Genomic DNA, 24,416 nt, shown 5'->3' with positions numbered 1-24,416 from the left:
AAGTGATGATGAATAATGCACTATCAGACATTTTTCACAATCAAACCGAGCTCACTCGTGAACGGTTAAGCTTTTGTGAAGCCAATATTAAAGATCTTAATGAATGGGTCACTACCCTTTCTATTATGCAACTCGGCGATACGTCAAAAGCATTGTTCACCGCTATTTTAGAGCTCAATGAATTAAAATGTAGTGAAACCTTGCGTTTTGATCTTATACAAACGCTTCATCCCACCATTAATAACGTTCTTGCAAGTCTAGAAAAAAACTTTTTTAACCAAGGGGTTATTAGTACAGACCGTAACGAACATATTATTGAGTTAGCAATGTTGCTGCGTTGCTATTTCGCCAGTATTTATTTAAATATTGCTCAAAATAGCCATGGTCAATTACAGCATCAAAAGTTTTCTCTATTTGCCTATAAACAAAAAAAGAATTTGCAAACGGCACGCACATTATCGACTTTTCATGCGCTACAACAGTTAACGAGTCTCTTATATCAACAGCATATGCTCTATAGTGAGCCTCTTAAAGGACAATGGTTAGTTGCACATCAGCTTTACGAAACCGCTGTTCAACATAAATATCATCTCATTAATATTAATCATATTCAGGGTATCCACCACCCTCTAGCAAATATTACCCAAGCTTATGCTCAGCTAATTTTGCTCGATATTTTAAATACAAATCAGATTCGCCAGTCAGAAATTCAGGCCTTATTTCAATGTAGTTTTGACTGGGCAAGAATGATTCATATTTTGCCGAAAGATACAGCCTTAACAAAATATGTGGTCGACCCAAGTAAAGACCATCCGCCAGTCTATAACACCAAACGCAGCTCCAACTTTAGCCCAAGCATTTTTATAGGCACACAAGCTTTACTTGAGCATGTCACTGCAACCATGCATAAAAATGCGCAATATATTTCAAAAAATGAAAAGTTTTATTTAAGCCCAGCTTTAAAATTTCATGTTCAAACCATTTTGGGTACTACGGCTCAACGTCGTCACGAACGTTATGAGTACAATGCAGAGCTACAAATTTGTTTCGGTTTAAGTACGGCTCATTTCTATCTTGCCAAAGCAAAAAACTTTGAAGAAACGCTACAACTTAACAATAACTACAACTTACAAAGTGAGTCTAAAGTTTTATCAAATTTAGAGAAAAAAGAACAACAAACCACATCCTACCAACGCTTAAGTCGTGAAACTAAAACCATTTATCAAACCACGGTTCTAGATATTAGTGTCAATGGATATCGTATTAAATGGTCTGGGGAAGCACCGAAAAATCTAAGAACCGGTGAATATATTTTAGTAAAAGAAACCTTGCATGGACAATGGCGTGGTGGAGTAATCCGCTGGATTAAGCAATCGACAGAAAAATCTCTAGAGTTAGGTCTAGAGATTTTGTCACAGGCTATGTTCCCTTGCGCAGTGCATATTCAAGCTGAGCGTCATACACGCAACTATCATCCTGCACTATTACTACAAACACAAAATCTAGAAGAAATACAAAATACGTTGATTTTACCGGGGTCACAAATTTTTAGAGAGCAACAAACAATTCATTTACGATTGGGGACAGAAGAAATCAAAGTGTATCTACTCAAAGCACAACTCATTACTCAAAGTTTTATTCAATTTCAGTTCGAACTTCTGAATGAGCAGCAACAAAATCTGCTTGATCAGTTCATGATGAAAAAGAATAGTAACTCTAGCAGTCAAGATTTATGGGAAGCACTAAAGTGAGAAACTCTTTATTATCTAAAAAGTTAAAACGTACTGAAACACGTTTACTCATTATTGATGACAACCAGCTACGTTATAACCAGATTTTAAATTTATTATTGGGGAATAATTATCAAGTTCATGCTTTATTACTTGATGATCTAAAAAGTTTCGAAAAACAGTTAAATACGCCTTGGGATGCTATTATTTTTGGTCGTGCTTATGACTTAAAAATTGAACAAACCCTCTCCCTTATTCAAGCATCTGAGCAACCACATTTACCTGTTTTATTATTGCAACCTGAAGATTATCAACCTCAGCAATATCAAGCGTATATTCATAAAGGTATTTATGATGTAGCTCCATTAGAGCCATTAGATTATTTTTATATCACGCTTATTCGAACCTTGTCGTATAGCCATTTATTGCAAACCGAGCAACGTCTGACCAATGAACTAGAGACTATTCATTCTCATACACAAACATTGGTCAATAATAGCCATAAGGCTGTTGCCCTCTTTCAAGAAGGCATGCACGTTAAAGCAAATACTGAATACCTCAACCTTTTTGGCTTTAAGCAAGAAGAAGAGATTATTGGCCTGCCTATCTTAGATGTTTTACAACCCAATGATTTAAATATTTTTAAACAAAGATTTAAGAAAATTTCATTAGGTCAATTTGATCAGGCACGTTTTGAAATTCAGAGTCAGCATGCAGCAATTTCAGGTAATAATGCTTTAAAACTTGAATTTATTCCTAGTCAGGAAGAAGATGCCGTACAGTTAACTATTGACTACCAACTGGATTTACAAACACCTGCAAATACAGTTTTTTCTGAAAAGAGTTACGGGTCAACTGCACCTTGGCAACAGATTAATCGACAACTATCGACACATCCAGCTCAAGCAAATGCATTGGTTTTATTTAGATTAAATCAGTGCCCAGAACGTGTGTTTCAACTCGATTGGCAAACGCCTGGACAATATTTTAATCAGCTGCAAAACTTTCTGAAAGAACAGGCTCAAATGCCGATTTTCAATCTTGAACTTGGCGCATATCTTGGGGTCTTGCAAGCTGAAAACAGTACAGTCCTTAACTCCCAATTGGCTAGTCTGCAAAGTTTGCAAAAAGAGCATTTATTAACGGTTGATGAACTTAATTACTCAGTACAATTCAAACTGAGTTATGCCGAAATTACTGAACAGTTAAATGAAACTAACTTTGCAAAGCTTATTGATCAAACAAATCAGCAAGAGCTACCTAAGGCAAAGTCAGAAATTGAGTTAACTCCAACAATCGATATTATCTCTTCTGAACCTACCAGCTCGTCTCTGTCACTTGATTTAAGCCTTCAACAGGTTGATGCTCCTGTGCAGTCACCGCTATTGCAGCAATTAAAGCAACAGCTAGCACGGGGTGAAATTCATTTAAAATATCAGCAGATCTATGATAAGCATGATCAAGAAACCCATAACTACGAAGTTACTAGCGGTTTTATTGCAGATGAACAGTGGCATGATTTAAATGATTTAGTCGCATTAAGAGATGATAGCGAACTTTCAATTCAATTAGACCGTTGGATTTTGGTCGAAGCTTGCAAGCAGCTACATAATTTCATTACGCAGTACCCGAAAGCTAAGCTGATTATTAACTTAAATATTGATATCTTACTCAAAGATAAATCAGCCCCTGAACTCATTTCGAAATTACTCACCATTATTGGTAGTAAGCAAGAAAGTCCGTTGATTTTACAATTTTCAGAGCACGCGATTCAGCCACACCTTGCAATTGCGCAGCAACTCATAGCCCGCCTACGTCAACACGGCGCAGAAATTTCAATTCGAGATTTCACATCTTCTATGTATAGTGAATCGATATTGCAACAACTTGATGTTCAATATTTAAAATTGCAATCGAAGAAGACAGAGCTATTAAACTCAGACGCTGGCTTATCGCAATTACAGGAAAAGATTCTGAATTATTTGACTGTAAAACCTGTGGGGATTTTACTTGCAGATCTTAATGATATGAACTTATTTGCGAACGCTTGGAATGTGGAAGCACGTTTCTTACAAGGTCGCTATTTCCAGAAAAAACTTGATCGCTTAACAGATGTACAAGACCAATAATGGTCTTGTCGTTCATAAACAAAAAACGGGCATAAAGCCCGTTTTTTGTTTCGTTTTTCAGTATTAACGCTTGATAGTGCGAGACATACCAGAAAAACGTTGTTTGAATTTGTCGATACGACCACCAGTGTCTACATTCTTTTGCTTACCAGTGTAGAAAGGGTGGCAAGCTGAACATACGTCAAGGTATATAGTGTCTTTACCTAAAGCAGAACGAGTTTCGATTACGTTACCGCAAGAACAAGTTGCTACTAATGTTGCATATTTTGGGTGAATATCGGCGCGCATCGTCGATTACTCCTAATTTAGAAAGGCTTAAGCTGTTATCGCAATTGATCACTCTCAAAATAAATCGAGGAAAGCTCAAAATGAGCAGATCAACACCACAACAGACCATTCTTTTGGCTCACCGAAACCCCTAGGGTTAGAGCTAAGCACAACAAGTGGACAAGATTATACGTCAAATAATTTTTATTTGCGAATTAATCTTTAGATTTAGCCCAGTAATTTGCAATGACCCCGCAAACCATTAATTGGATTTGGTGAAAGATCATAATAGGTAACACGATCATGCCTAAAGGCTGGCCAATAAATAAGATTTGTGCCATCGGCACACCACTTGCCAGCGTCTTTTTTGAGCTGCAAAAGAAAACCGTAACTTGATCTGCTCGGTTAAATCCAAAAGCACGCGGTAAATAAAGTGCTAATAGCATAATGATGGTTAAAAGAACTGAACAAGCCACCACTAAAATAAGTAAGGTTTTCCAGTTCACCTGATGCCAAAGCCCTGCGACCACTGCCCCACTAAATGCGCCATACACCACCATCAAAATTGAACCTTGATCGAATGCTTTAACAATACTTGGAACTTTTGCCATATAAGGGAAAATATAAGGACGTAATATTTGCCCTAAAATAAATGGCACTAACAATAGCAATGTAATTTGTATAATTGAAGCAGTCGGATCGAACCCATGTTGGCTTTGGCCTAAAATAAAAAAGCTCACCAACACTGGCGTAATAAACATACCAATCAAATTTGAAAAAGATGCGCTACAGACCGCTCCAGCCACATTCCCTTTTGCAACTGATGTGAATGCAATAGAAGATTGAACCGTAGAGGGTAAAAAGCACATAAACAAAAACCCCCAGTACAGCTGCTGACCGAGTAGAGGTAACAGAATCGGTTTAGCTAACAAACCAAGCACGGGGAAAACAAAAAAAGTAAATGCGAATACAAGTAAATGCATTTTCCAATGCAAAACGCCTTCGATTACAGCCTCACGAGACAGCTTTGCACCATGCAAAAAGAATAAAATTGCAATCGCGACTGTGGTCAGTGTATTGAAATATTGCGCTGCTTGACCACTGACTGGAAAAAATGTTGCTAGTAATACCATTCCAACTAACAAAACTGTAAATCGATCAAGTGCCAATAACTTCAACATAGCCACATCCTATGATTATTTTAGATAAATAAAAAACCCAGCTGATAAATTGACCATTTGGTCAAGCGTTCATCATACTGGGCTAAAAAAATAAAGCTAGACTTTTAAGACCTAAATCTTAAAGCGTCCTAGTCAATTTTTAGTTATTTTTGGCATTAGCATCTTGTTGAATCAATTCGACTTTATATCCGTCTGGATCTTCAACAAATGCAATAACCGTTACACCGCCTTTCATTGGGCCAGCTTCACGCACGACTTTACCACCACGTGCTTTAATTTCTTCACATGCTTTATAAGCATCATCGACACCAATAGCGATATGGCCGTATGCATTGCCTAAATCATAACTTGAAGTATCCCAGTTATGAGTGAGTTCAAGCACAGTATTGGTTTCTTCATCACCATAACCAACAAATGCCAGTGTAAAGCGCCCTTCTTCATAATCACGCTTACGAAGTAACTTCATTCCTAATACTTCGGTATAGAACTTTAAAGATTGTTCTAAATTGCCTACTCGCAACATTGTATGAAGCATTCGCATGTTTATTCACCTGCCTTTTCTGATTCATGTGTTTGATGATCTTTTAGCAGTTTTCCAACCCAAACCACTAAAATCAAGATTGGAATACCAATAAGAGTGGTCATCAAAAAGAATTTTGGATATCCAATATTACTGACAATGGTACCTGAATATCCACCCAAAAGTTTTGGTGTGAGTGTCATGAGTGAACTAAAGATCGCATATTGAACAGCTGTGAATGAGACACTCGTTAAACTTGAAAGGAATGCAATAAATGCAGCGCCCGCCAAGCCAGAAGCCAAGTTGTCGACAATAATGGCAAAATAAAGCCATAAAGAACTATATGGTTTAATCACCTTACCGCTGATTTCAACTGATTGACCTGAAAGCGGGTCAACGTAAGCTAAGGGTTCAATATTTACATCTAATTCACTTGTTGCTTTTATATTTGAGCTAACAGCATATGGATGAGATGCAGAAAGTATTTTCCGTTCACCATCTACTACAGCTACATCAAGCTCTTTACTGGCCGATGAAGTTAATTTTTTCGCATCAATTGCTGCACTAAAAATACCTTTTTCATCTGACATTTTTGCATCAAAATTTTGTCCATCAAGACTAATTATGATTTTTTGCGTAGGGGTTAAAGCTTGCCCGAAGTATTGCCCTCGAATCACAATACTCCTTTCTCCCTCTTTCAAATAGATTTGATCATTACCCATGATCGGTAAAATTTGTAGAGGTGATTTGGCTAATTCAGTAGTAAGTAATGGCTGAGTACGAGTCACAGGTGCTACACCATTTTGTGTAGCATAAGCAGCCTTTACTTCAATTTGTTTTGTTCCGCTAAAAGCAGAACTTGGAACTTCTAATTTCCATAAACCTACTTCATCTGGTTTAACTTGATAGCTTTGACCGCCAACTTTTACATCAACCATATCTAATGGCTGACCAGATTTTACCAGCCCAATGAAAATTAAATTTGTAGAACTTGCTAAAACAGCACCCACAAACATAAGCTTCATAATGTTTATGCGCTGTGCTAAAAGCCCGCCTAAGAACCCACCAACTAGACTAAATAAAACACCATAGATTTTGACTGCTTCGGCAATTTCTTCTTTACTAAAATTCAGATCTTGATAAAACACATTGGAAATGACGCCAGCAATAATGTCTGAAATACGGAAGAAACCAATGAGAAGTAATAAGACTAATGCAAGTTTGACACCATAACGTTTAAAGAAATCTAAAATGGGTGCAATCCACGTCTCTTTCGCCATTTGCTGATTAACTACACCAAATTTAACCAGTAAATAACCCACAAAAATGGCACAAGCTGTGGCCGTTAAAAATCTTAAAGCTTCTAAACCAAATAATGCTGCGTTATCTTTTATATTTCCAGCTTGTGAGATTACATCTGTAATCTGTCCAGAATAAATATAGGTGACTACAAATGAAATAACGGCAACAAAAAACACGAACACCAAGCGGTAATAATCACTACTTTCATAGTTTTTATAGACACGATTTACCTGAGGTTCACGAACGAGTAACGTCGTTACAATACCGACTAACATAACCGCTGCCATGGTTAAATAAGTCATTTTCCAAGCTTCGTAAATGTAATTACCTTTAGCAGTTCCCAAATGTGCAGCCAGAAATAATGCCCCCGCTCCAGCCACGATCATTCCGATTCGATAACCAGCATTATAGGTAGATGCCAACACGGTTTGCATTTCCGTTTCAGCTAATTCAATACGGTAGGCATCAATTACAATATCTTGTGTTGCTGCTGAAAAACCAAGCAACACCGCACCTACTGCCATTTGAACAAGATAACTCTGACCTAAAGCCGGATCAGAGAAAGCCATAATACAAATAGCCAAAATGATCAAACATTGGGCAATCAACAACCAAGCACGTCTTCGTCCTAACATTTTAGTTAAAACAGGGACAGGTAACTCATCAATGAGAGGAGCCCAAACGAACTTAAAAGAGTAACCTAGAGCCGCCCAGCTAAAAAAAGTGACTGCACTTTTATCAATGCCCGCCTCTCCAAGCCATAAAGAGAGACTAGAGAAAATTAATAAAATTGGAATTCCGGCAGAAAAACCAAGAAATAGCATAATTAATGCACGGCGATCTAAAAATGCTTTAAAAGCCGAGACCCAACCCGAAGCTTGTGTGGTCATTCGTTTTTTATTTTCCATAAATTATAAATGTGCCTATTCAAACTCTTCTTACAATTGCTTTCAAGATTCTTTATGCAAACATTTTGGGTTTGGCGATAAAAACCGCAAGTTTGCTTGATATTTTATGCTAAACCTGTATACCTTTAGGCTTCAAACTTCGTTTTCTTTTGCTGGATATCAACAGTGACACAAAAACTTGATCAAGTGACTATTTCAACTTTATCACTCGCTAAAACCAACACCACAAACGTCACAGTAAATGCATTTCCTTCAGCTTTTGAGAAACCTGATATAAAAATGACCTTAGATAAGACAGTTTTAAAACCTGAACAACTTACACATATCCCAGATTTTGAAAAAATTCCAGCTTCGACAAAACGCATCAAACCTCTTAATAATTTTTTAGGTCAAGATCGTGCCAAAGCATCTGTAGAGGCAGGAATTTCTTTGCCCTACTCAGGCTATAACATTTTTGCAGTAGGAACTGCTGGTTTAGGCAAACGTACGATGATTAAGCGTTTGTTACAGCAGCATGCCAAAACAATGCCAACACCTGATGACTGGGTGTATGTTTATAATTTCAAACAAGCACGTCAACCTATTGCCCTACGCTTTCCTGCGGGTCAAGGCACTAAGTTTCAACAGGCACATGAACAAACTTGGCAAATTATTTTAAAACAACTGGAACGCCGTTTTAGTGCAGAGACTTATCATAACCGTATTGAACGTATCCGTCAGGAAACAGGTGATGTACAACAACAAGCGCTTGTTGAACTGACCAAAGAAGGTGAAGAACTCGATTTAAAACTCATTTCCCGTAATGAGAAACACGGCTTTGTGCCTGTACAAGTCAAAGACGATCAAGTTCAAGAACTTACCCAAACAGATATTGATGCATTAAATAGTAAACAACGCGCGGAAATTGCTGCCAATATTCGCTATATGGATAAAAAGCTGGATCGCCTTGGTTTACATTTAGGTGATTTAGAAGATGATGCACGTGACAAAGTGTCTGTGTTAAATCGAGATATTGCAACGCAAGTCGTTATGCCAAGAATGGATCTTATTTTAAATAAATATGGTCAGGTTAAAGGTCTCGAAGATTACTTAAAACAATATGCCCAAGATATTATTGATAATGTAGAACTGATTTTAGAACAAGATGAAGATGATTATGCTCCATCAATGTTCAACCGTGTTCCTGCACGTTATCAAGCCAATGTAATTGTGGCTAACAAACCAAATAGCGGCGCTCCTGTTATTTTTGAAGACTTTCCAACGCACTATAATTTACTTGGTCACGTTGAACAGCTCACCCATAACGGCACAATTATCACTGATTTTACCTTGATTCGTCCTGGTTCATTGCATCAAGCCAATGGCGGCTTTTTAATGCTTGAAGCTGAGCAGTTACTAGAACAACCATATGCTTGGCAAGGTTTAAAACGCGCGCTTAAATCTGGGCAGCTTAAATTGTCTTCACTTGAACACATGCTGACTTTAACTGGCAGCATTTCGATTGAACCTGCTGCAATTCCGCTCGATATTAAAGTGATCTTAATGGCTGAGCCTGAAATTTATTATGAAATTTTAGAGATTGAACCAGAACTTGGCAGCGTCTTTAAAATTCGTGCAGATTTTACCGATACTCTGCAACGTAATGAAACAAATGAACAAGCTTATATGCAGTTGATTGCTGACTATGTCCAAGCTGATAAATTATTACCATTTGATCGTAGCGCTTTAGCAGCTTTATTAACTGACTCTAGCCGCCAAGCAGAAGATCAAAGCTCGTTATCATTACATGCGTCGACTTTAGGTGACCTTATTCGAGAAGCGCACCACCATGCGTTTAAAGCCGAAGACAAGATCGTCACTGAACAGCATATCAATTTAGCTCTACAACATCGACAATACCGTTTGGGCTATTTAAGAGAGCTTTACTGGCAAGATCTTTCACGTGGTACACAATTAATCGAAACATCGGGATACCGTTTAGGTCAGATCAATGCCCTTTCCGTTATTCATTATGCAGATGTTGAGTTTGGTTTGCCTTCACGTTTGACAGCATCTGTTTATCAAGGTGGCGGTGATATTCTTGATATTGAACGTAGTGTAGAACTTGGTGGTTCACTTCATGCTAAAGGCGTGTTGCTGATGTCTAGCTTCTTGAAAGCTCACTTTGGTCGCGAACAGATTTTACATTTCTCCGCTGCGCTTGCATTTGAACAGAGCTATGGTCAAGTCGATGGCGATAGTGCCACTGTTGCTGAGCTTTCAGCATTAATTTCTGCAATTAGCCAAATACCAATTGATCAATCATGGGCTATTACCGGCTCTATGAACCAATTAGGACAAGTCCAGCCAATTGGTGGCGTAAATGCAAAAATTGAAGGCTTTTATGATGCATGTAAATTACAAGGTTTCACAGGTAAGCAAGGTGTCATTATTCCTCGTCAAAACATGCAGCATTTAATGTTACGTCAAGATGTTATTGATGCTGTTCGCAGCGGTCAATTCCATATTCATGCGATTGATACGATTGATCAGGCACTTGAAATTTTAATGGCTCGTCCAGTCGGTGCACTCGATAAAAAGGGTAAATACAGCAAAAATTCAATTTATGCAGCAGTAATGGAACAACTTGAATATTGGCAAGCCATTGAAGATGGTGCTGAAATTGAAGAAGAGCCAAAAAAGAAAAAGAAAAATAAGAAAAAAATTAAGAAGCATGAAGAACTTACTGCTAACGATCTGCCACAAGAAAATGCAGAAGAAGTTGCCACATTAAAACAGAAGTAATAAAAAAAGGGCCTGTAAAATACAGGCCCTTTTTACTTTTAGACTTGCAAAATTAACGGACGATTTGAATCGCTCGCCCTCCTGCTAACTGGCTAAAATATTGTTTAAGTGCTTCAACACAACGTTGAATTTTCATTGGTTGTTGATCATGCTTTGCAACCTCTGCATACAATGTAAAAGTTGGTAATTTCCAATCTGGCATGAGTTCAATCAAAGAACCATTTTTTAATTCTTTTTGAGCGTCCAGATATAAAATTCGTGCAATACCATGTCCTTGCTGACATAACGCTTTTGCAACTTGTAAATTATTGCTCTGCAAACGGCTTTGCATTTCAATATTAAGGGTTTCACCTGTTTTTACATGTTGAAAAGTAAAATTGCGCGAGTCATTCATGACATTAATCGACAACAACTCATGATCTTTTAAATCATTAGGATGCACAATTGGACTAGACTGATTCAGATAACTTGGAGAAGCAATCAAAATTTGGTCTACAAATGCCATCGGAATAATAGAGCTACTCTCTTCTACCGGAGTAGAACTCATACGGACTGCAATATCAATGCGCTCTTCAATCAAATCGATATAGCGATGCCCAACTTCGAAATGCACAGATAAACCGCGATGAGCCGACATCCAGTGAGATAATGCAGGAATGAGATGTTGAACTGCTAAATCAGGAGTTGTTGCAATACGCAAATCCCCGATTAAGTCATCCCTCAATTCATTAATTCTGATTTTTCCCCTTTCAGCGGCCGCCAACATCTCTTGACAGCTTGAAAAAAAAGCCTGTCCGGCTTCTGTCAAACTAAGTTTACGAGTGGAGCGATGTAATAGAGTTACATCCATTTCATTTTCAAGCGAGCGAATCTGTTGGCTCACTGCGCTTGTTGTAATTCCTAATTCACGTGCAGCACCACTAAATGAACTTTTTTCGACCACACAAGCGAAAACACCCATCGCACGAAGCTGATCTAACATAGGTTTCCTCAAATCTAATTTTAAATTTATAAAAAATGCTTATTGTTGTAATGAAAGCAACCAATTACATTATACGAGGAAACCTAAGTTTTATGCATTAGCTATTTTGGTAAAAGATTTATAGGATTAATCGGTTTTCCATCCAAACGAATCTGGAATTCGAGCATGACTTGAGATGCTCCAGTAGACCCCATTTCGGCAATTTTTTGTCCAGCGGTTATATTATCTCCGCTTTTCACCAACATCTTGCTATTGTGGGCATACGCACTGATGTAACCATCAATATGCTTAATTAAAACCAGATTTCCGTATTCTTTTAAGCCATCTGCTGCATAGACGACTTGACCGTCGGCTGCGGCATAAATAGGGTCACCCTGATTTCCACCATAACGGATTCCTTTGACATTATTTGCCAAATTAAACCCTTGAATTACTGGTCCGTTAGTCGGTTTTATCCAACGTAAGCTCGAATTTGGTGCAACCGATGCCACTGTAGTATTTGTTGACGGTGCAGTAGTTGACGGCTGAGTTACTGGAGTAACTGGCTGTGTTGTTGGTAGAGCAATGGTTTGACGCTTAATTTGTTCAGGCTGTGCCATGACTTGCGTAGACACTGTTCTTGGTGAAGAACCTTTCTTCAAACGCAAAGATTGATTGACATAAATACGATATGGCGCAGGAATATCATTCATTTCAGCAATACTGATATAGTCCAGACCATAACGCATTGCAATACCACTTAAAGTATCACCTGAACGAACTGTGTAATAGTTAGGAGCCATTGCATAGCGAGAACTATTATTAATTTGTGGTTTAGAAGCACATCCAGCCATAGCCACGGTAAAACCTACAGCTACAGATAACAGCATAATTTTCATTATTTTGTCTTTTTGGATATTCAGCTTGCTTTGTTGCCCAATTAAATGCATCGATCTCCCTCACTAAATGCTACAAATCATTTCGGCTAAGAGTACCAAAAAAGTAAGAGGAAACACGTTCCTCTTTTTCTTTATTCACAAAGTTATAACATTCGAAGCAGATTATTGACTCAAACTGACCTGTAGTTCTTCTAAAACGGCGTAATTTGTAGCATCCATTTGAATAGGGGTAACACTGACATATCCGTTTGCCACCGCAAAGAAATCCGATTGAATCTGGCTTGAAACACGCTCTGGATCTGTAACCGCCTCTCCTGCCAACCCAATCCAGTAAACTTGACGTCCTCTTGGGTCGACATGGCTAGTAATAGGCTTAGATTGAGCACGACGTCCCTGATAAGTAATTTGTGATCCTTGTAACTGCGGCACATCAGGAATATTGATATTAAAGATATGTCGTGGAGGCAAAGCTGGAAGCCCACTTGCAATAAAATCATGAACCCACTGTGCAGCCTGAGCATAATCTTCTTTATCGTTATAAGCGCGCACATTAGGGCCAGCCAAAGAAACAGCAATTGCGGGTTGCTTCATTAAACGACCTTCAAATGCAGCACCGACTGTTCCAGAATATAAAACATCATCACCTAAGTTTGCACCACTATTGATTCCACTTACGACCAAATCAAATTCGAAATCAAACAAACCATTCATAGATAAATACACACAATCTGCTGGTGTACCATTCACTGCCCATACATCTTCGGCAATTTGAATTGGGCGTAATGGTCGATCTAATGTCAATGCACTTGAAAAACCACTTCTTTCACTTTCTGGTGCAACCACAACCACACGGCCAAGTGGTTTTAATGCATCAGCTAAAGCCTGTATACCTGGCGCAAAAACACCGTCATCATTCGCAATTAAAATATTCACTAAAATCTTTCTCTACAAATAAACCTAAAGGTTTTCACAATTGAATTATTTGTTGAATTATATATATTTATGCCTCCATAGCATTATAAAATTGTGAAAAAATGAAAACTTTTGCTCCTTTTTTTCAGGTATTGGGGATCAGTATCACATTGTGTACGCAAGCGGTTTTTGCAGATGAGGATATCTCAACACAAGAGGCTGATAGCTTAATTAAAGATGATATTGCTGCAACGCAGGTCTTGCAGGAAATTTGTCCAGCTTTCGTAGGGACAAATAAAAAACTTGAGTCAAACACTCAAAAAATTATTGCGATGTATCTAAACGGCTATTCAGATAAATCAATTACCTTGACTACTCTACAAAATGATGCAGAGTTTAAAACCTTGTTAAATGAAGCACGTCAAAGTGCAAAAGAAATGGATCATCATGAGCAACATGAACTCTGTGAAGAGATCGTCAATTATAAAGAATAGGTTTTTGCTCTTTTAGCGTAGAAATTTATTGAGGTTTTCTGCTTGGTATTAAGCAGAAAACCAACATAACAATACATTTTTTCCATTTTTTTAAAATCTAAATTGGTTAAGCTAACCGCATATTTAAAAATTTTATTTCAGGTTATCGATGTTTATGAAGAAAAGCTTAGTTCAATCGCTCTCTTTGGTTTTACTTATGAGCATGGCAACAGTTGGTTTTGCTGCTGATAAGAAGAAAACAACTGAAAAGAAAACCGAAAATGAAAATGTTGTTGAAGTAACTCCACAGCAAACTATAACTCCTGAAGAATTAGCTGCAATTCAAGTACTTTCTGAAATTTGCCCAAGTCTTATTGGGAAAAAAGATGCTGACTTTGCTCAAGGCTATGAACGTTTAGTTAAAGATTATCTACCAAATGAAACTGATGCTGTCTCTGCATTAGAAAAACGTAGCAAAGACAAAGGCTTCAAAAAATACTTAAAAGAAGCACGTAAAGATGCAAAAGCTGCTGGTGATGAGCAAAACACATTAGTTTGCCAAGACGTTAAAGCATATCAATCGCAAAACTAAATTAGTAAAAAACTCTTGAGTTACAATACTGTTTGAAAAAGCCGACTTCCCCCATAGAAGTCGGCTTTGCTTTATCCTAAAATGCTAGGTTCTTCTGCTTCATACAAGATATTGGAATTACCTAGAATGACTCGAAAAAGCGCTATTGCTGCACTCCTCCTCTTACCAAGTTTTTCTTATGCAGCAACTGTCTTATCAGCTCCGCCAGAATTAAATAATAAGTCTTATGTATTAATGGATTACGAGACAGGACAAATTCTCGCTTCTAAAAATGAAAATGAAAAGCTTGCTCCTGCTTCTATGACAAAAATGATGACAAGCTACATCATTGAACAAAAATTATTAAAAGGTGAACTGACTGAAAATGAGCAGGTTCGTATGAACGAGTCTGCATGGTGTAAAGGAAGTAGCTCTGAATCATGTATGTATGTCCCTTTAAATGGTACAGCGACTGTTCTAGAAATGCTTCGCGGTATTATCATCCAGTCAGGTAACGATGCATCAAAAGCAATGGCTGAACATATTGCCGGAAATGAAGGCACGTTTGCTCACATGATGAATCAGGAAGCAAAACGTATCGGTATGGTAAATACCCAGTTCATGAACTCAACTGGTTTACCGGCAGAAGGCCATTATTCAACAGCCAAAGATATGGCTGTTTTAGCGCAACATATTATAAAAGACAGCTCAAGATATTACCCAATCTACTCTGAAAAAGAATTTACTTTTAACGGCATTAAACAAGGTAACCGTAATGCCTTGCTTTACACAGACCCAAGCGTAGATGGTTTAAAAACAGGCCATACTGATGAAGCGGGTTACTGCTTAACAACTTCAAGCAAACGTGGTCCGATGCGTCTCATTTCCGTTATTTTCGGAACAGATAGCGTTAATGAACGTGCCAACCAAACACGTACATTATTGTCTTGGGGCTTTGCAAACTTTGAAACTGCAAATATTCAACCAGCCAATCAAGTTCTTGCAAAAGCAAAAGTATGGTTTGGTAAAGAAGATGAAGTTCAAATTGGTCTAGCTGAAAACTTTAGTGTGACTATGCCTAAAGGCAAGGCTAACGGCATTAAAACGCAGTTAGTTGTTCAACCAAACTTAAATGCACCACTTCAAAAAGGTCAAGTCGTGGGCAAACTTGTTGCTAGTCTTGACGGCAAAGTAATTGCTGAAAAGCCATTAGTTGCATTAAAGCCAGTTGAAGAAGCAGGCTTCTTTGCACGCTTAATCGACCATGTTAAACAATTCTTCAGCAACTTATTCTAATTTTTGAATAGTTGAATTAAGCACTCACGCTATTTAGCCTGAGTGCTTTTTTATTTTATAATCCTTCTAAATTTTATTTTGATACTACTCATGACAAAGAACATACGTCCTTATCTTGAACACCGTCCTCAAGTTGATACAACATGTTATGTCGATGACATGGCCGTTGTAGTTGGTGAAGTCAGCTTAGCCGAAAATGTTTCTGTCTGGCCTTTTGCCGTTATTCGCGGTGACGTAAATAGTATTCAAATTGGTAAAAACAGTAATGTACAAGACCATTGTATGTTGCACGTTAGCCATAAAAATGATGCAAAACCTAATGGCTCACCTCTTATTATTGGTGAAGATGTGACAGTTGGACATCATGTGACTTTGCATGGCTGTACTATTGGCAACCGAGTTTTAATCGGAATCAATACTGTTGTTTTAGATGACGTGATTATTGAAGATGATGTGATGATTGGTGCTGGAAGTTTGGTTCCACCGCGCAAAGTCTTAAAAAGTGGTTATTTGTATGTGGGAAGCCCAGTGCAACAAGTGCGACCACTGACCGAAAAAGAATTAGCTTTTCTTCCTTATTCGGCAAGACATTATGTAAAAGTACAAAATAATCATAAAAATAGTGAAGTCTAACTTTGCTATTTTTTAATTTAATTGATTGTATATTGCACTTACAAGAATAAGAAACCTTTGAGAAATAAATAATGAATTTAGACAACACCCATAATTGTCCTACTGAACATGAGCTAATAAACCAAATCAAAATTAATATTGAAGAATATGGATTACAAGTGATGGGAATTAGTGGAACGGACTATTTACCTTCTTTTAGTTACAGTGTGGGTTTATATGAGAGTTATCAGCATCCTGAAATTATTTGTTTTGGATTACCTACAGATCTAGCTCATCTCATTATTAATGATTTAGCAAACCTAATTAAAAATGGAGAAAAATTTACCTCCTATCAAGATTATGATGACAAAATTTTTAAAGAAAGTCGTGCCCAATTTTTACCTGTAGATTTCAGGAATATTGACGATTATTTTGGTGGAGCGCTAAATTATTACCAACACAATAATTTCTCAGCCTTACAATTAGTCTGGACTGATCGCAATAACAAATTTCCTTGGGAAGAGGGATATGCGGATGAGTTAGTTTATGATCAGCCCTTACTAGATCGAAATGCTGATTTTAAATTTAGAGAGGCTAGAAATTTAGGTATTTTCACTACTAGACAATGGCTAGATTTCAATCAACCTATTTTAAGAGTTATTCATGATAATGATGGGGATTGGCAATTTCTAACGGGCAATCAGGAACCAGAAGATATTCGTCTCGTTGCCTTAGAACAAATGATATTAAGAGATTCAAGCTTAAATGAAGTTTTTGATCTTGATTATGGCCAAACTGCTGAAAGAGATTGTATTGATAATTCATGGAAAAGAAGAAATCTTGATGAGTAAAAAGATTTATAAAAATCTTATCGTAGCCAAAAACCCCTAAATTTCGTATCATACGTCTTTTAAATCATGGTGCTTTTTTATGGCCGCATGGACTCCTCATGTCACTGTTGCTACAGTCGTCGAAAAAGATGGACGCTATCTTTTTGTTGAAGAACATAGCGAAGGTTTTGTACACACAGTATTTAACCAACCTGCTGGTCATGTGGAATGCGGTGAGTCATTAACGCAAGCAGCCATTCGAGAAACACTTGAAGAAACAGGTCATCATGTTGAAATTGATGCCTTGCTTGGTATTTATACGTATACCCCACCCATGTTTCCGGATCGTACCTATTACCGCTTCTGTTTTCTAGCACATGTGACTCAAGTTGAAAATAATCCTCAACTCGATACAGGTATTGTAGCTGCTGTGTGGATGACACCAGATGAGCTCAAAGAATCTGCTCGTGCCCGTAGTCCACTCGTACTCAAAGCAGTTGAAGATGCCATAAAAGGTCACCATTATCCTTTATCGCTTATTTATGAGCACCCTTTCTCTCCCTCATTAACCTCTCATTTGGATGCCTAGTCCTATGCAACAACGTGTCATCGTCGGTATGTCTGGTGGTGTAGACTCTTCTGTTTCTGCAGCACTTTTACTTCAACAAGGATATCAAGTTGAAGGTCTTTTCATGAAGAACTGGGAGGAAGACGACGGCACGGAATACTGTACAGCAATGGAAGATTTAGCCGATGCTCAAGCAGTAGCAGATAAAATCGGTATTAAACTCCATACAGCAAACTTTGCTATGGAATATTGGGACCGCGTATTTGAACTTTTCTTAGCTGAATATGCAGCTGGACGCACCCCAAACCCAGATATTTTATGTAATAAAGAAATTAAGTTCCGTGCATTTTTAGATCATGCCATGACTTTAGGTGCAGACTTTATCGCGACTGGTCATTATGCTCGCCGTGGTGAAACTGCTTACAACTCGAAAGGCGAAGCATACGCACCATTATTACGTGGTGTAGACAATAACAAAGACCAAACTTATTTCTTGCATGCTGTTCATGGTAAAGAAATTAACAAGACCCTATTTCCAGTAGGTGAGATCGAAAAACCAGAAGTCCGCAGAATTGCTGAAGAACTTGATCTTGCTACAGCCAAGAAAAAAGACTCTACAGGAATCTGTTTTATTGGCGAACGTCGATTTAATGACTTCCTTAAACAATATTTGCCCGCTCAACCTGGAAAAATTGTACTTGATACAGGTAAAGAAGTTGGTGAACATCACGGTCTGATGTACTATACGCTCGGTCAACGTGGCGGAATTGGTCTAGGTGGTTTGAAAGGTGCAGCTGAAGGTGCATGGTTCGTACTACATAAAGATATTGCCAATAACCGCCTCGTTATTGGTCAGGGACATGAACACCCTCTCATGCAAAGTACACAGCTTTGGAGTGAGTCAATTGACTGGGTAGCAGGTGAACAGAATATTCCTGTTGAAGGTTTACGCTGTACAGCTAAAACACGCTATCGCCAACCTGATCAGGCATGTACAGTTTTTATTGATGAAAATAGTGAACACGGTGTACGAGTTGAGTTTGATGAACCTCAGCGTGCTGTTACACCGGGTCAAAGCGTTGTATTTTATTCAGATGAAGTTTGCTTAGGCGGGGGTGTCATTCACCATACAAATGCCCCTACACCAAATTTTATTTAAGGGAATGAATGACATGGTGGAGTTACCATTTCAACAATCACAAGCCTTGAATGTTCGCCAAAACCGTGCCCTTGCCTTGGCTGGGGTATTTCAGGCTACCCAGCTCACGCACATGACAGCTTTAACGGGTCAGCAGAGTATTGGTGAAAGTGGTAACTTCTATTTTGAGCTGTTAATCAAAGCGAGTTTAAATATTCGCCCTACAGTCAACAATGGTGTTCAAACATTAGATTTTTTTAATCAGTTGGCAGATATTTCTTTGGGGCTTAAAACCCTCGAAAATTGTATTACTCAACCTTTTACAAATATGCCCAAATCTCGCCTTCCGAAGATGGGCACTGCCAAGCTTCCAATGTCATATGCGATGTCCCTTTTGCAATTAGAAAAGAAGGTCTATAGCAACCCTGAATACGTCGCAATCATTGAAAAAGCTCAGCAAAAGATTTTAAAACAGCTTTCTTTTTTTGATAATAACTACTTACACCCAAGCATTTTAGCCAATTTGGCTCAAACTTATGTTGATACTGCTGGGCAGATTAACCCTCGCATTCTCGTTCGTGGTAATGCAGAAGCATTTAAAGATACCAACCATACTAACCGCATCCGTGCTTGTCTGTTTACTGGCTTGCAAATGGCCCATTTATGGCGACAACTCGGTGGTAGTTCGTGGAACATGATTTTTAGCAAACGTAAATTGCTACAGGATATTCAGGCACTTGCTCGTTTACAGTACCAAGTCATCTAAGGCTGTAAAGAGATTATTTTTTGTTTTATGTTTATTCCAACATTAAGGAATCGTTATGAACGCTTTAACCGCACTATCACCATTAGATGGACGTTATGCCAGCAAATGTGATGCGCTACGCCCTTTTCTTTCTGAGTTTGGTTTAATTCATGCTCGTGTCACTGTAGAAGTGCGTTGGTTACAAGCGCTTTCTAACCGTCCAGAAATTGTTGAAGTTGCTCCTTTCTCAAATGAAACAAATGCAGCTCTAGATGCAATTGTTAGCAACTTTTCTGAAGAAGATGCTAACCGCATTAAAGAAATTGAGCGCACAACTAACCATGATGTAAAAGCTGTTGAGTATTTCTTAAAAGAGAAAATTGCAGGTATTACTGAATTACAAAATGCTGGTGAGTTCATTCACTTTGCATGTACTTCAGAAGACATCAACAACTTGTCTCATGCATTAATGCTTAAAAACGGTCGCGAAGTTTTAGTATCAAGCATGAAGCAAATTTTAAATGCGATTTCTGCTTTGGCAACGACTCACGCTGAACAACCAATGTTGTCACGCACGCATGGTCAAACTGCAAGCCCAACAACTTTGGGTAAAGAAATGGCGAACGTTGCATACCGTTTAGCTCGCCAAATTAAACAATTTGAAAATGTTGAGCTACTAGGCAAAATCAATGGCGCTGTAGGTAACTACAATGCTCACCTTTCTGCTTACCCAGATGTTGACTGGGCTGCACATGCTCAAGCTTTTGTTGAATCTTTAGGTTTAGCATTCAACCCGTACACGACACAAATCGAACCACATGACTACATGGCAGAGTTGTTTGATGCGTTACGTCGCTTTAACACGATTTTAATCGACTTTAACCGTGACGTATGGGGCTACATTTCTTTAGGTTACTTCAAACAAAGATTGAAAGATGGTGAAGTTGGTTCTTCAACTATGCCACACAAAGTTAACCCAATTGACTTTGAAAACTCTGAAGGTAACTTAGGTATTGCGAATGCTGTATTAGCGCACTTAGGCGAAAAATTACCAATTTCTCGCTGGCAGCGTGACTTAACTGACTCTACTGTACTTCGTAATATGGGTGTTGGTTTTGCGCAAAGTTTAATTGCTTTTGATGCGTGTTTAAAAGGTGTTGGTAAACTTGAGCTCAATGCAAACCGCTTACTTGAAGATCTTGATCAAGCTCAAGAAGTTTTAGCAGAGCCAATTCAAACTGTTATGCGTCGTTATAACGTTGAAAAGCCATATGAAAAGTTAAAAGCATTAACTCGTGGTCAAGCAATGACTCGCGACATGATGGTTAACTTCGTAAATGGTGATGAACTTTCTCAAGTACCAAGCGAAGAGCGTGCACGTTTAGCTGAACTTACTCCTGCAACTTACACAGGTAATGCAGCTGAACAAGCTAAACAAATTAACGATTTAATTAGCAAAATCTAATTAAAAATTTCATAAAAAGCGGAGCTTCGGCTTCGCTTTTTTATTACACTGATATAAAGCACAATAAAGTTATATTTCTAAAATGATCGAAAAACAATTCAAACTTAAACACTATATTGCTCTTGGCATTATTTTTATTGCTATCATATTGTCTGGCATCCAGCCCCTTGAATTTGAAGCTTATTTACTTCATCAGGTGGGTACAGTTTTTATGTTAGTTCTCTTATTTATTATTTTTAAAAAGATTGGTCTCGATTTTTTAAGTTTTACTTTCTATTTAGGTTTTTTGCTTATCCATATTATCGGTGCACACTACCTGTATTCATATGTTCCGTACAATGACTGGATTCAACACATATTCCATTTTAATCTAGATCAATACATGGGATGGTCCCGCAACATGTATGATCGTTTAGTTCATCTTGCCTATGGTGTTTTACTCTACCCTCTTATTTATCGAGTTTTTCAGGTTTGGTTACCGACAGCGCGGCCTTTCACTCTGTTTTTACTTGTGGTCCAGTTCGTCATGGCATCTAGTGTTTTTTATGAACTCATTGAATGGGCGATTGCCATTGGTTTATCACCAGAGCAAGCTGAGAATTATAATGGCCAACAAGGCGATATGTGGGATGCCCATAAAGATATGCTATTAGCAACAATTGGTGCAATTCTGTATGGACTTGCGGCTCTTATAAAAGCACCTAAAATAAATCATTCATAAATAAAAAAAGCGCTCAATGAGCGCTTTTTTAAGGTTTTTTTAGACTACCGGATAAGTTTGATCCAACAGATTTGATAAAGCTGAAGAAGCCGTATTTGGTAGAAGCTGTTCTAGATTAGTTGTGGCATCACTCACTGTATTATTTACGTCAATCTGCTCATTCACCACTGGTTTAGACTCTGTTGCAGATAAAATTTTTGCGATCGGGTCAGAAGCATCAGGTGAAGAGCTTTTTAATAAATCATCTAATGACACAGATTTTTGCTGCTGACCAGTCGTTTCATTGGTTGTGTTTTCCACTAGCTTTAATGTATTTAATCCGACACTATCCGCTACAGAAGGGACAACATCATTTATATCACTACTGACAATTTCACTCGTACTCGCCACTTTTGGTGCGACCACATAAAAGGTAAATGATCCACTCTCTTCACTGGGAAGACCTGCTGCATCTGTTTGAATTAAAGTAATTGTATGTTTCCCAACAGCTAAATCTTTATCAAGTGTAAATGACCATAGATTATTGGCACCTACCTGACCAACTTTAAGAACCGAAATTACGACCCCATTATCATAGATAGTTAAGGTTGCATTGGGTTCAACTTTGACAGTAATTTTTGGAGTTGCATCATCAGTTTCTGAGTTAGGAGTAATTTGTTTTAAAGTAGTCCCATTATCATTATACACGCTATTAAATGTAGGTTTATCAGGAGGTGTTGTATCCTTTGTACCTGTTACCTCAAATGCTCCAGAACTATTACCTGCGCCATCTATTGCGGTAACTTCCGCAGTCTTATTATCAGTTAAAGCAGGAGAAATCGTAATTGTAAATTTACCATTCGCATCTGCTGTACCAGTACCAATAACCTTTTCTGCTGAGTTTTTAATTTCTATTTTTGCATTAGCTTCGGCAGTTCCCGTTACCGTTGTTCCATCTGCATTAATTTGAGCTGTAGGTTTATCCGGTGCAATAGTGTCGTAGCCAGATTTAATTTCTAAAGGCTTAGAGGTATTACCCGCTGCATCTTCAACAGTGATTGTCGCCTTTTGCGATTCTTTTAAGGCAGAAGAAAGCGTAATTTGAAATTCACCCTGCGCATTTGCCGTACCAGCTCCAATTACCTTACCATCAGCATCTTTTATCTGAACTTTTGCGTTCGCCTCAGCTATTCCTTCAACTACTGTTCCTTCTTTATTCACTTCAACTAAAGGAACATCTGGAGCGAAAGTGTCCTTTCCAGCAATGATTTTAGTTGGCTCAGATTCATTTCCCGCTTTATCTACAGCTACAACTTTACCACCCGCATCACTCGTCAATGGCGGAGTAAATTTGTAAGAAAATTTCCCATCTGAATTTGCTTTTACAGTATCTATCAATTTGCCATTAGCATCATAAATGAAAACCTTTGCATCGGGTTCAGCCTTACCATCCAAGATCGAGCCATCTTCACTTAACTGGGCTTGTGGAGCATCTGGAGCAATAGTATCTTTTGGACCTGTAATAGAATAAGCACTAGACTCTTTACCTCCCCCATTTTGAGCTAAAACATTTAATTTATTTCCATCTGTCAAAGGCTTATCGAGCTTAATCGTAAAATTACCATTTGCATCGGCAGTACTAGAAGCAATCGTATTTCCATTCAAGTCTCTAATGTAGATTTTTGCATTAGCCTCTGCCTTACCAGTCACTGTAACAGCATCATCTGCAAGCTTTACTTCTGTTGGTTTCGCAGTGTTTGGGACATCAACAGGTGAATCATCTTTGTCATCTTTATCAAAAGCCCAAAGGTATAAACCTTCAGCAGCTAAAACTGCTAAGCCTGCTTTAAGGACATTGCCCATCGAAAAGGTTGGAGAATCATCAACTGCCATTGATGAAGCTGGTTGACTAGTGCTTGTATAGGCTAAATCTGTGACATGGTTTAGACCTGTATAATCTATAACCTTACCTTGTGCATCGAATTGTGCTTCAACAAATTTTCCATGTTCAGTCGGAAAAACAAGTGAATGGTCTGTTGTATTTGTTGCTTCATTAAAGAAATTTTCTAAAACAAGAGTTTCTCCATTTTTTAAATGGATGATAAGACTTCCACCTTGCTTTTCCATTGATGCAATATCTTTTTGACTTACACCAATTTGAATAATAGTAGGTTGGTTTAAAACCACTTTATTGAGCTGACCATCTTGCAGAACGTCCAAACCCTCTTTGGATGCCACAATTATTCTTGTCATTATTTCCTATCCTGAATTTCAGTTATATTTTTAAATGTCTAACTTTTTAAATGATTCATCTAAAAGCTATTTTATTGCTGTTTAAAATATCAAAACCATGTGTTTATCACAATTCAAAAAGTATGTTTATCAATAATTATTTTTGACTTTTAATTAAAATATCTACTCCCCC

At 38.0% G+C, this 24,416-nt stretch carries 21 protein-coding genes; 13 read left to right on the top strand and 8 right to left on the bottom strand.

Annotation, left to right across the window (positions count from 1 at the left end):
• The first annotated feature begins 5 nt into the window (after positions 1-5).
• Complete coding sequence (locus FY048_RS01370; protein WP_446090276.1) at positions 6-1,751, top strand: GTPase; 1,746 nt, start codon at positions 6-8, stop codon at positions 1,749-1,751.
• A complete protein-coding gene (locus tag FY048_RS01365) occupies positions 1,748-3,859 on the top strand; it encodes an EAL domain-containing protein (RefSeq protein ID WP_446089853.1) in 2,112 nt (703 codons plus the stop codon). Before FY048_RS01370 ends, FY048_RS01365 begins: the two co-directional genes overlap by 4 nt.
• 63 nt (positions 3,860-3,922) lie before the next feature.
• On the opposite strand, the gene rpmE is transcribed toward FY048_RS01365, so the two are convergent.
• The 4 genes from rpmE to FY048_RS01345 all read right to left on the bottom strand — a co-directional run bounded on the left by rpmE (position 3,923) and on the right by FY048_RS01345 (position 8,037).
• Positions 3,923-4,147, bottom strand: a complete 225-nt coding sequence (rpmE, locus tag FY048_RS01360) for a 50S ribosomal protein L31 (protein WP_016137464.1) — start codon at positions 4,145-4,147, stop codon at positions 3,923-3,925.
• A gap of 194 nt (positions 4,148-4,341) precedes the next feature.
• Positions 4,342-5,313 (bottom strand): bile acid:sodium symporter family protein, encoded by a 972-nt coding sequence (locus FY048_RS01355; RefSeq protein ID WP_446089852.1) that lies wholly within the window; start codon positions 5,311-5,313, stop codon positions 4,342-4,344.
• 133 nt (positions 5,314-5,446) lie between these two features.
• On the bottom strand, positions 5,447-5,848 hold the full coding sequence (gene gloA / locus FY048_RS01350) for a lactoylglutathione lyase (RefSeq protein ID WP_017402777.1): 402 nt from the start codon (positions 5,846-5,848) through the stop codon (positions 5,447-5,449).
• 2 nt (positions 5,849-5,850) lie between these two features.
• Positions 5,851-8,037 (bottom strand): AmpG family muropeptide MFS transporter, encoded by a 2,187-nt coding sequence (locus tag FY048_RS01345; protein ID WP_446089851.1) that lies wholly within the window; start codon positions 8,035-8,037, stop codon positions 5,851-5,853.
• A 165-nt stretch (positions 8,038-8,202) separates the two neighbouring features.
• Between FY048_RS01345 and FY048_RS01340 the strand changes: the two genes are divergently transcribed.
• Positions 8,203-10,821 (top strand): Lon protease family protein, encoded by a 2,619-nt coding sequence (locus FY048_RS01340; RefSeq protein WP_446089850.1) that lies wholly within the window; start codon positions 8,203-8,205, stop codon positions 10,819-10,821.
• A gap of 52 nt (positions 10,822-10,873) precedes the next feature.
• On the opposite strand, the gene FY048_RS01335 is transcribed toward FY048_RS01340, so the two are convergent.
• From FY048_RS01335 to surE, 3 genes are all read right to left on the bottom strand, one after another.
• Positions 10,874-11,803: a LysR family transcriptional regulator gene (locus FY048_RS01335; protein WP_446089849.1), complete on the bottom strand. Its 930-nt coding sequence runs from the start codon at positions 11,801-11,803 to the stop codon at positions 10,874-10,876.
• 101 nt (positions 11,804-11,904) lie between these two features.
• Positions 11,905-12,732: a peptidoglycan DD-metalloendopeptidase family protein gene (locus FY048_RS01330; protein WP_016137458.1), complete on the bottom strand. Its 828-nt coding sequence runs from the start codon at positions 12,730-12,732 to the stop codon at positions 11,905-11,907.
• 111 nt (positions 12,733-12,843) lie between these two features.
• Positions 12,844-13,614, bottom strand: a complete 771-nt coding sequence (gene surE / locus FY048_RS01325) for a 5'/3'-nucleotidase SurE (RefSeq protein WP_446089848.1) — start codon at positions 13,612-13,614, stop codon at positions 12,844-12,846.
• A gap of 101 nt (positions 13,615-13,715) precedes the next feature.
• Between surE and FY048_RS01320 the strand changes: the two genes are divergently transcribed.
• The 10 genes from FY048_RS01320 to FY048_RS01275 all read left to right on the top strand — a co-directional run bounded on the left by FY048_RS01320 (position 13,716) and on the right by FY048_RS01275 (position 22,012).
• Entirely contained in the window at positions 13,716-14,087 is a 372-nt protein-coding gene (locus tag FY048_RS01320; RefSeq protein WP_016137456.1) for an MCR_0457 family protein, read from the top strand.
• A 148-nt stretch (positions 14,088-14,235) separates the two neighbouring features.
• Entirely contained in the window at positions 14,236-14,658 is a 423-nt protein-coding gene (locus tag FY048_RS01315) for an MCR_0457 family protein (RefSeq protein WP_446089847.1), read from the top strand.
• A gap of 126 nt (positions 14,659-14,784) precedes the next feature.
• Positions 14,785-15,933 carry a D-alanyl-D-alanine carboxypeptidase PBP5/6 gene (gene dacC, locus FY048_RS01310; RefSeq protein ID WP_446089846.1) on the top strand — a complete coding sequence of 383 codons (1,149 nt, stop codon included), beginning with the start codon at positions 14,785-14,787 and terminating at the stop codon, positions 15,931-15,933.
• Positions 15,934-16,023: 90 nt separating this feature from the next.
• The gene (locus FY048_RS01305) at positions 16,024-16,566 is read left to right on the top strand and encodes a gamma carbonic anhydrase family protein (RefSeq protein WP_446089845.1); all 543 of its coding nucleotides are present in this window, start codon (positions 16,024-16,026) and stop codon (positions 16,564-16,566) included.
• Between the two features lie 71 nt (positions 16,567-16,637).
• Positions 16,638-17,396, top strand: a complete 759-nt coding sequence (locus FY048_RS01300) for a DUF4262 domain-containing protein (RefSeq protein ID WP_446089844.1) — start codon at positions 16,638-16,640, stop codon at positions 17,394-17,396.
• Between the two features lie 79 nt (positions 17,397-17,475).
• Positions 17,476-17,964: an NUDIX hydrolase gene (locus FY048_RS01295; protein ID WP_151821808.1), complete on the top strand. Its 489-nt coding sequence runs from the start codon at positions 17,476-17,478 to the stop codon at positions 17,962-17,964.
• Between the two features lie 4 nt (positions 17,965-17,968).
• Positions 17,969-19,102, top strand: coding sequence for a tRNA 2-thiouridine(34) synthase MnmA (gene mnmA, locus FY048_RS01290; RefSeq protein ID WP_005307300.1), 1,134 nt, complete (start codon positions 17,969-17,971; stop codon positions 19,100-19,102).
• A gap of 13 nt (positions 19,103-19,115) precedes the next feature.
• Complete coding sequence (gene hflD, locus FY048_RS01285) at positions 19,116-19,847, top strand: high frequency lysogenization protein HflD (protein WP_004643577.1); 732 nt, start codon at positions 19,116-19,118, stop codon at positions 19,845-19,847.
• 55 nt (positions 19,848-19,902) lie between these two features.
• A complete protein-coding gene (purB, locus tag FY048_RS01280) occupies positions 19,903-21,291 on the top strand; it encodes an adenylosuccinate lyase (protein ID WP_042898047.1) in 1,389 nt (462 codons plus the stop codon).
• A gap of 82 nt (positions 21,292-21,373) precedes the next feature.
• The gene (locus tag FY048_RS01275) at positions 21,374-22,012 is read left to right on the top strand and encodes a DUF2238 domain-containing protein (protein ID WP_446089843.1); all 639 of its coding nucleotides are present in this window, start codon (positions 21,374-21,376) and stop codon (positions 22,010-22,012) included.
• Positions 22,013-22,051: 39 nt separating this feature from the next.
• Here FY048_RS01275 and blp2 read toward each other — a convergent pair whose 3' ends face one another.
• Complete coding sequence (gene blp2, locus FY048_RS01270; protein WP_446089842.1) at positions 22,052-24,244, bottom strand: Ig-like repeat protein Blp2; 2,193 nt, start codon at positions 24,242-24,244, stop codon at positions 22,052-22,054.
• Between the last annotated feature and the right edge of the window lie 172 nt (positions 24,245-24,416).

This window comes from Acinetobacter sp. 1124_18A (assembly GCF_052824995.1).
This window is presented reverse-complemented; position numbering and strand designations above follow the sequence as displayed.

Excerpts from the sequence above, each read along its gene's own strand:
- FY048_RS01370 (WP_446090276.1), top strand. The coding sequence starts at position 6 with ATGATGAATAATGCACTATCAGACATTTTTCACAATCAAACCGAGCTC.
- rpmE (WP_016137464.1), bottom strand. The coding sequence starts at position 4,147 with ATGCGCGCCGATATTCACCCAAAATATGCAACATTAGTAGCAACTTGT.
- gloA (WP_017402777.1), bottom strand. The coding sequence starts at position 5,848 with ATGCGAATGCTTCATACAATGTTGCGAGTAGGCAATTTAGAACAATCT.
- FY048_RS01345 (WP_446089851.1), bottom strand. The coding sequence starts at position 8,037 with ATGGAAAATAAAAAACGAATGACCACACAAGCTTCGGGTTGGGTCTCG.
- FY048_RS01335 (WP_446089849.1), bottom strand. The coding sequence starts at position 11,803 with ATGTTAGATCAGCTTCGTGCGATGGGTGTTTTCGCTTGTGTGGTCGAA.
- FY048_RS01330 (WP_016137458.1), bottom strand. The coding sequence starts at position 12,732 with ATGCATTTAATTGGGCAACAAAGCAAGCTGAATATCCAAAAAGACAAA.
- FY048_RS01320 (WP_016137456.1), top strand. The coding sequence starts at position 13,716 with ATGAAAACTTTTGCTCCTTTTTTTCAGGTATTGGGGATCAGTATCACA.
- FY048_RS01315 (WP_446089847.1), top strand. The coding sequence starts at position 14,236 with ATGTTTATGAAGAAAAGCTTAGTTCAATCGCTCTCTTTGGTTTTACTT.
- dacC (WP_446089846.1), top strand. The coding sequence starts at position 14,785 with ATGACTCGAAAAAGCGCTATTGCTGCACTCCTCCTCTTACCAAGTTTT.
- FY048_RS01305 (WP_446089845.1), top strand. The coding sequence starts at position 16,024 with ATGACAAAGAACATACGTCCTTATCTTGAACACCGTCCTCAAGTTGAT.
- FY048_RS01300 (WP_446089844.1), top strand. The coding sequence starts at position 16,638 with ATGAATTTAGACAACACCCATAATTGTCCTACTGAACATGAGCTAATA.
- FY048_RS01295 (WP_151821808.1), top strand. The coding sequence starts at position 17,476 with ATGGCCGCATGGACTCCTCATGTCACTGTTGCTACAGTCGTCGAAAAA.
- mnmA (WP_005307300.1), top strand. The coding sequence starts at position 17,969 with ATGCAACAACGTGTCATCGTCGGTATGTCTGGTGGTGTAGACTCTTCT.
- hflD (WP_004643577.1), top strand. The coding sequence starts at position 19,116 with ATGGTGGAGTTACCATTTCAACAATCACAAGCCTTGAATGTTCGCCAA.
- purB (WP_042898047.1), top strand. The coding sequence starts at position 19,903 with ATGAACGCTTTAACCGCACTATCACCATTAGATGGACGTTATGCCAGC.
- FY048_RS01275 (WP_446089843.1), top strand. The coding sequence starts at position 21,374 with ATGATCGAAAAACAATTCAAACTTAAACACTATATTGCTCTTGGCATT.
- blp2 (WP_446089842.1), bottom strand. The coding sequence starts at position 24,244 with ATGACAAGAATAATTGTGGCATCCAAAGAGGGTTTGGACGTTCTGCAA.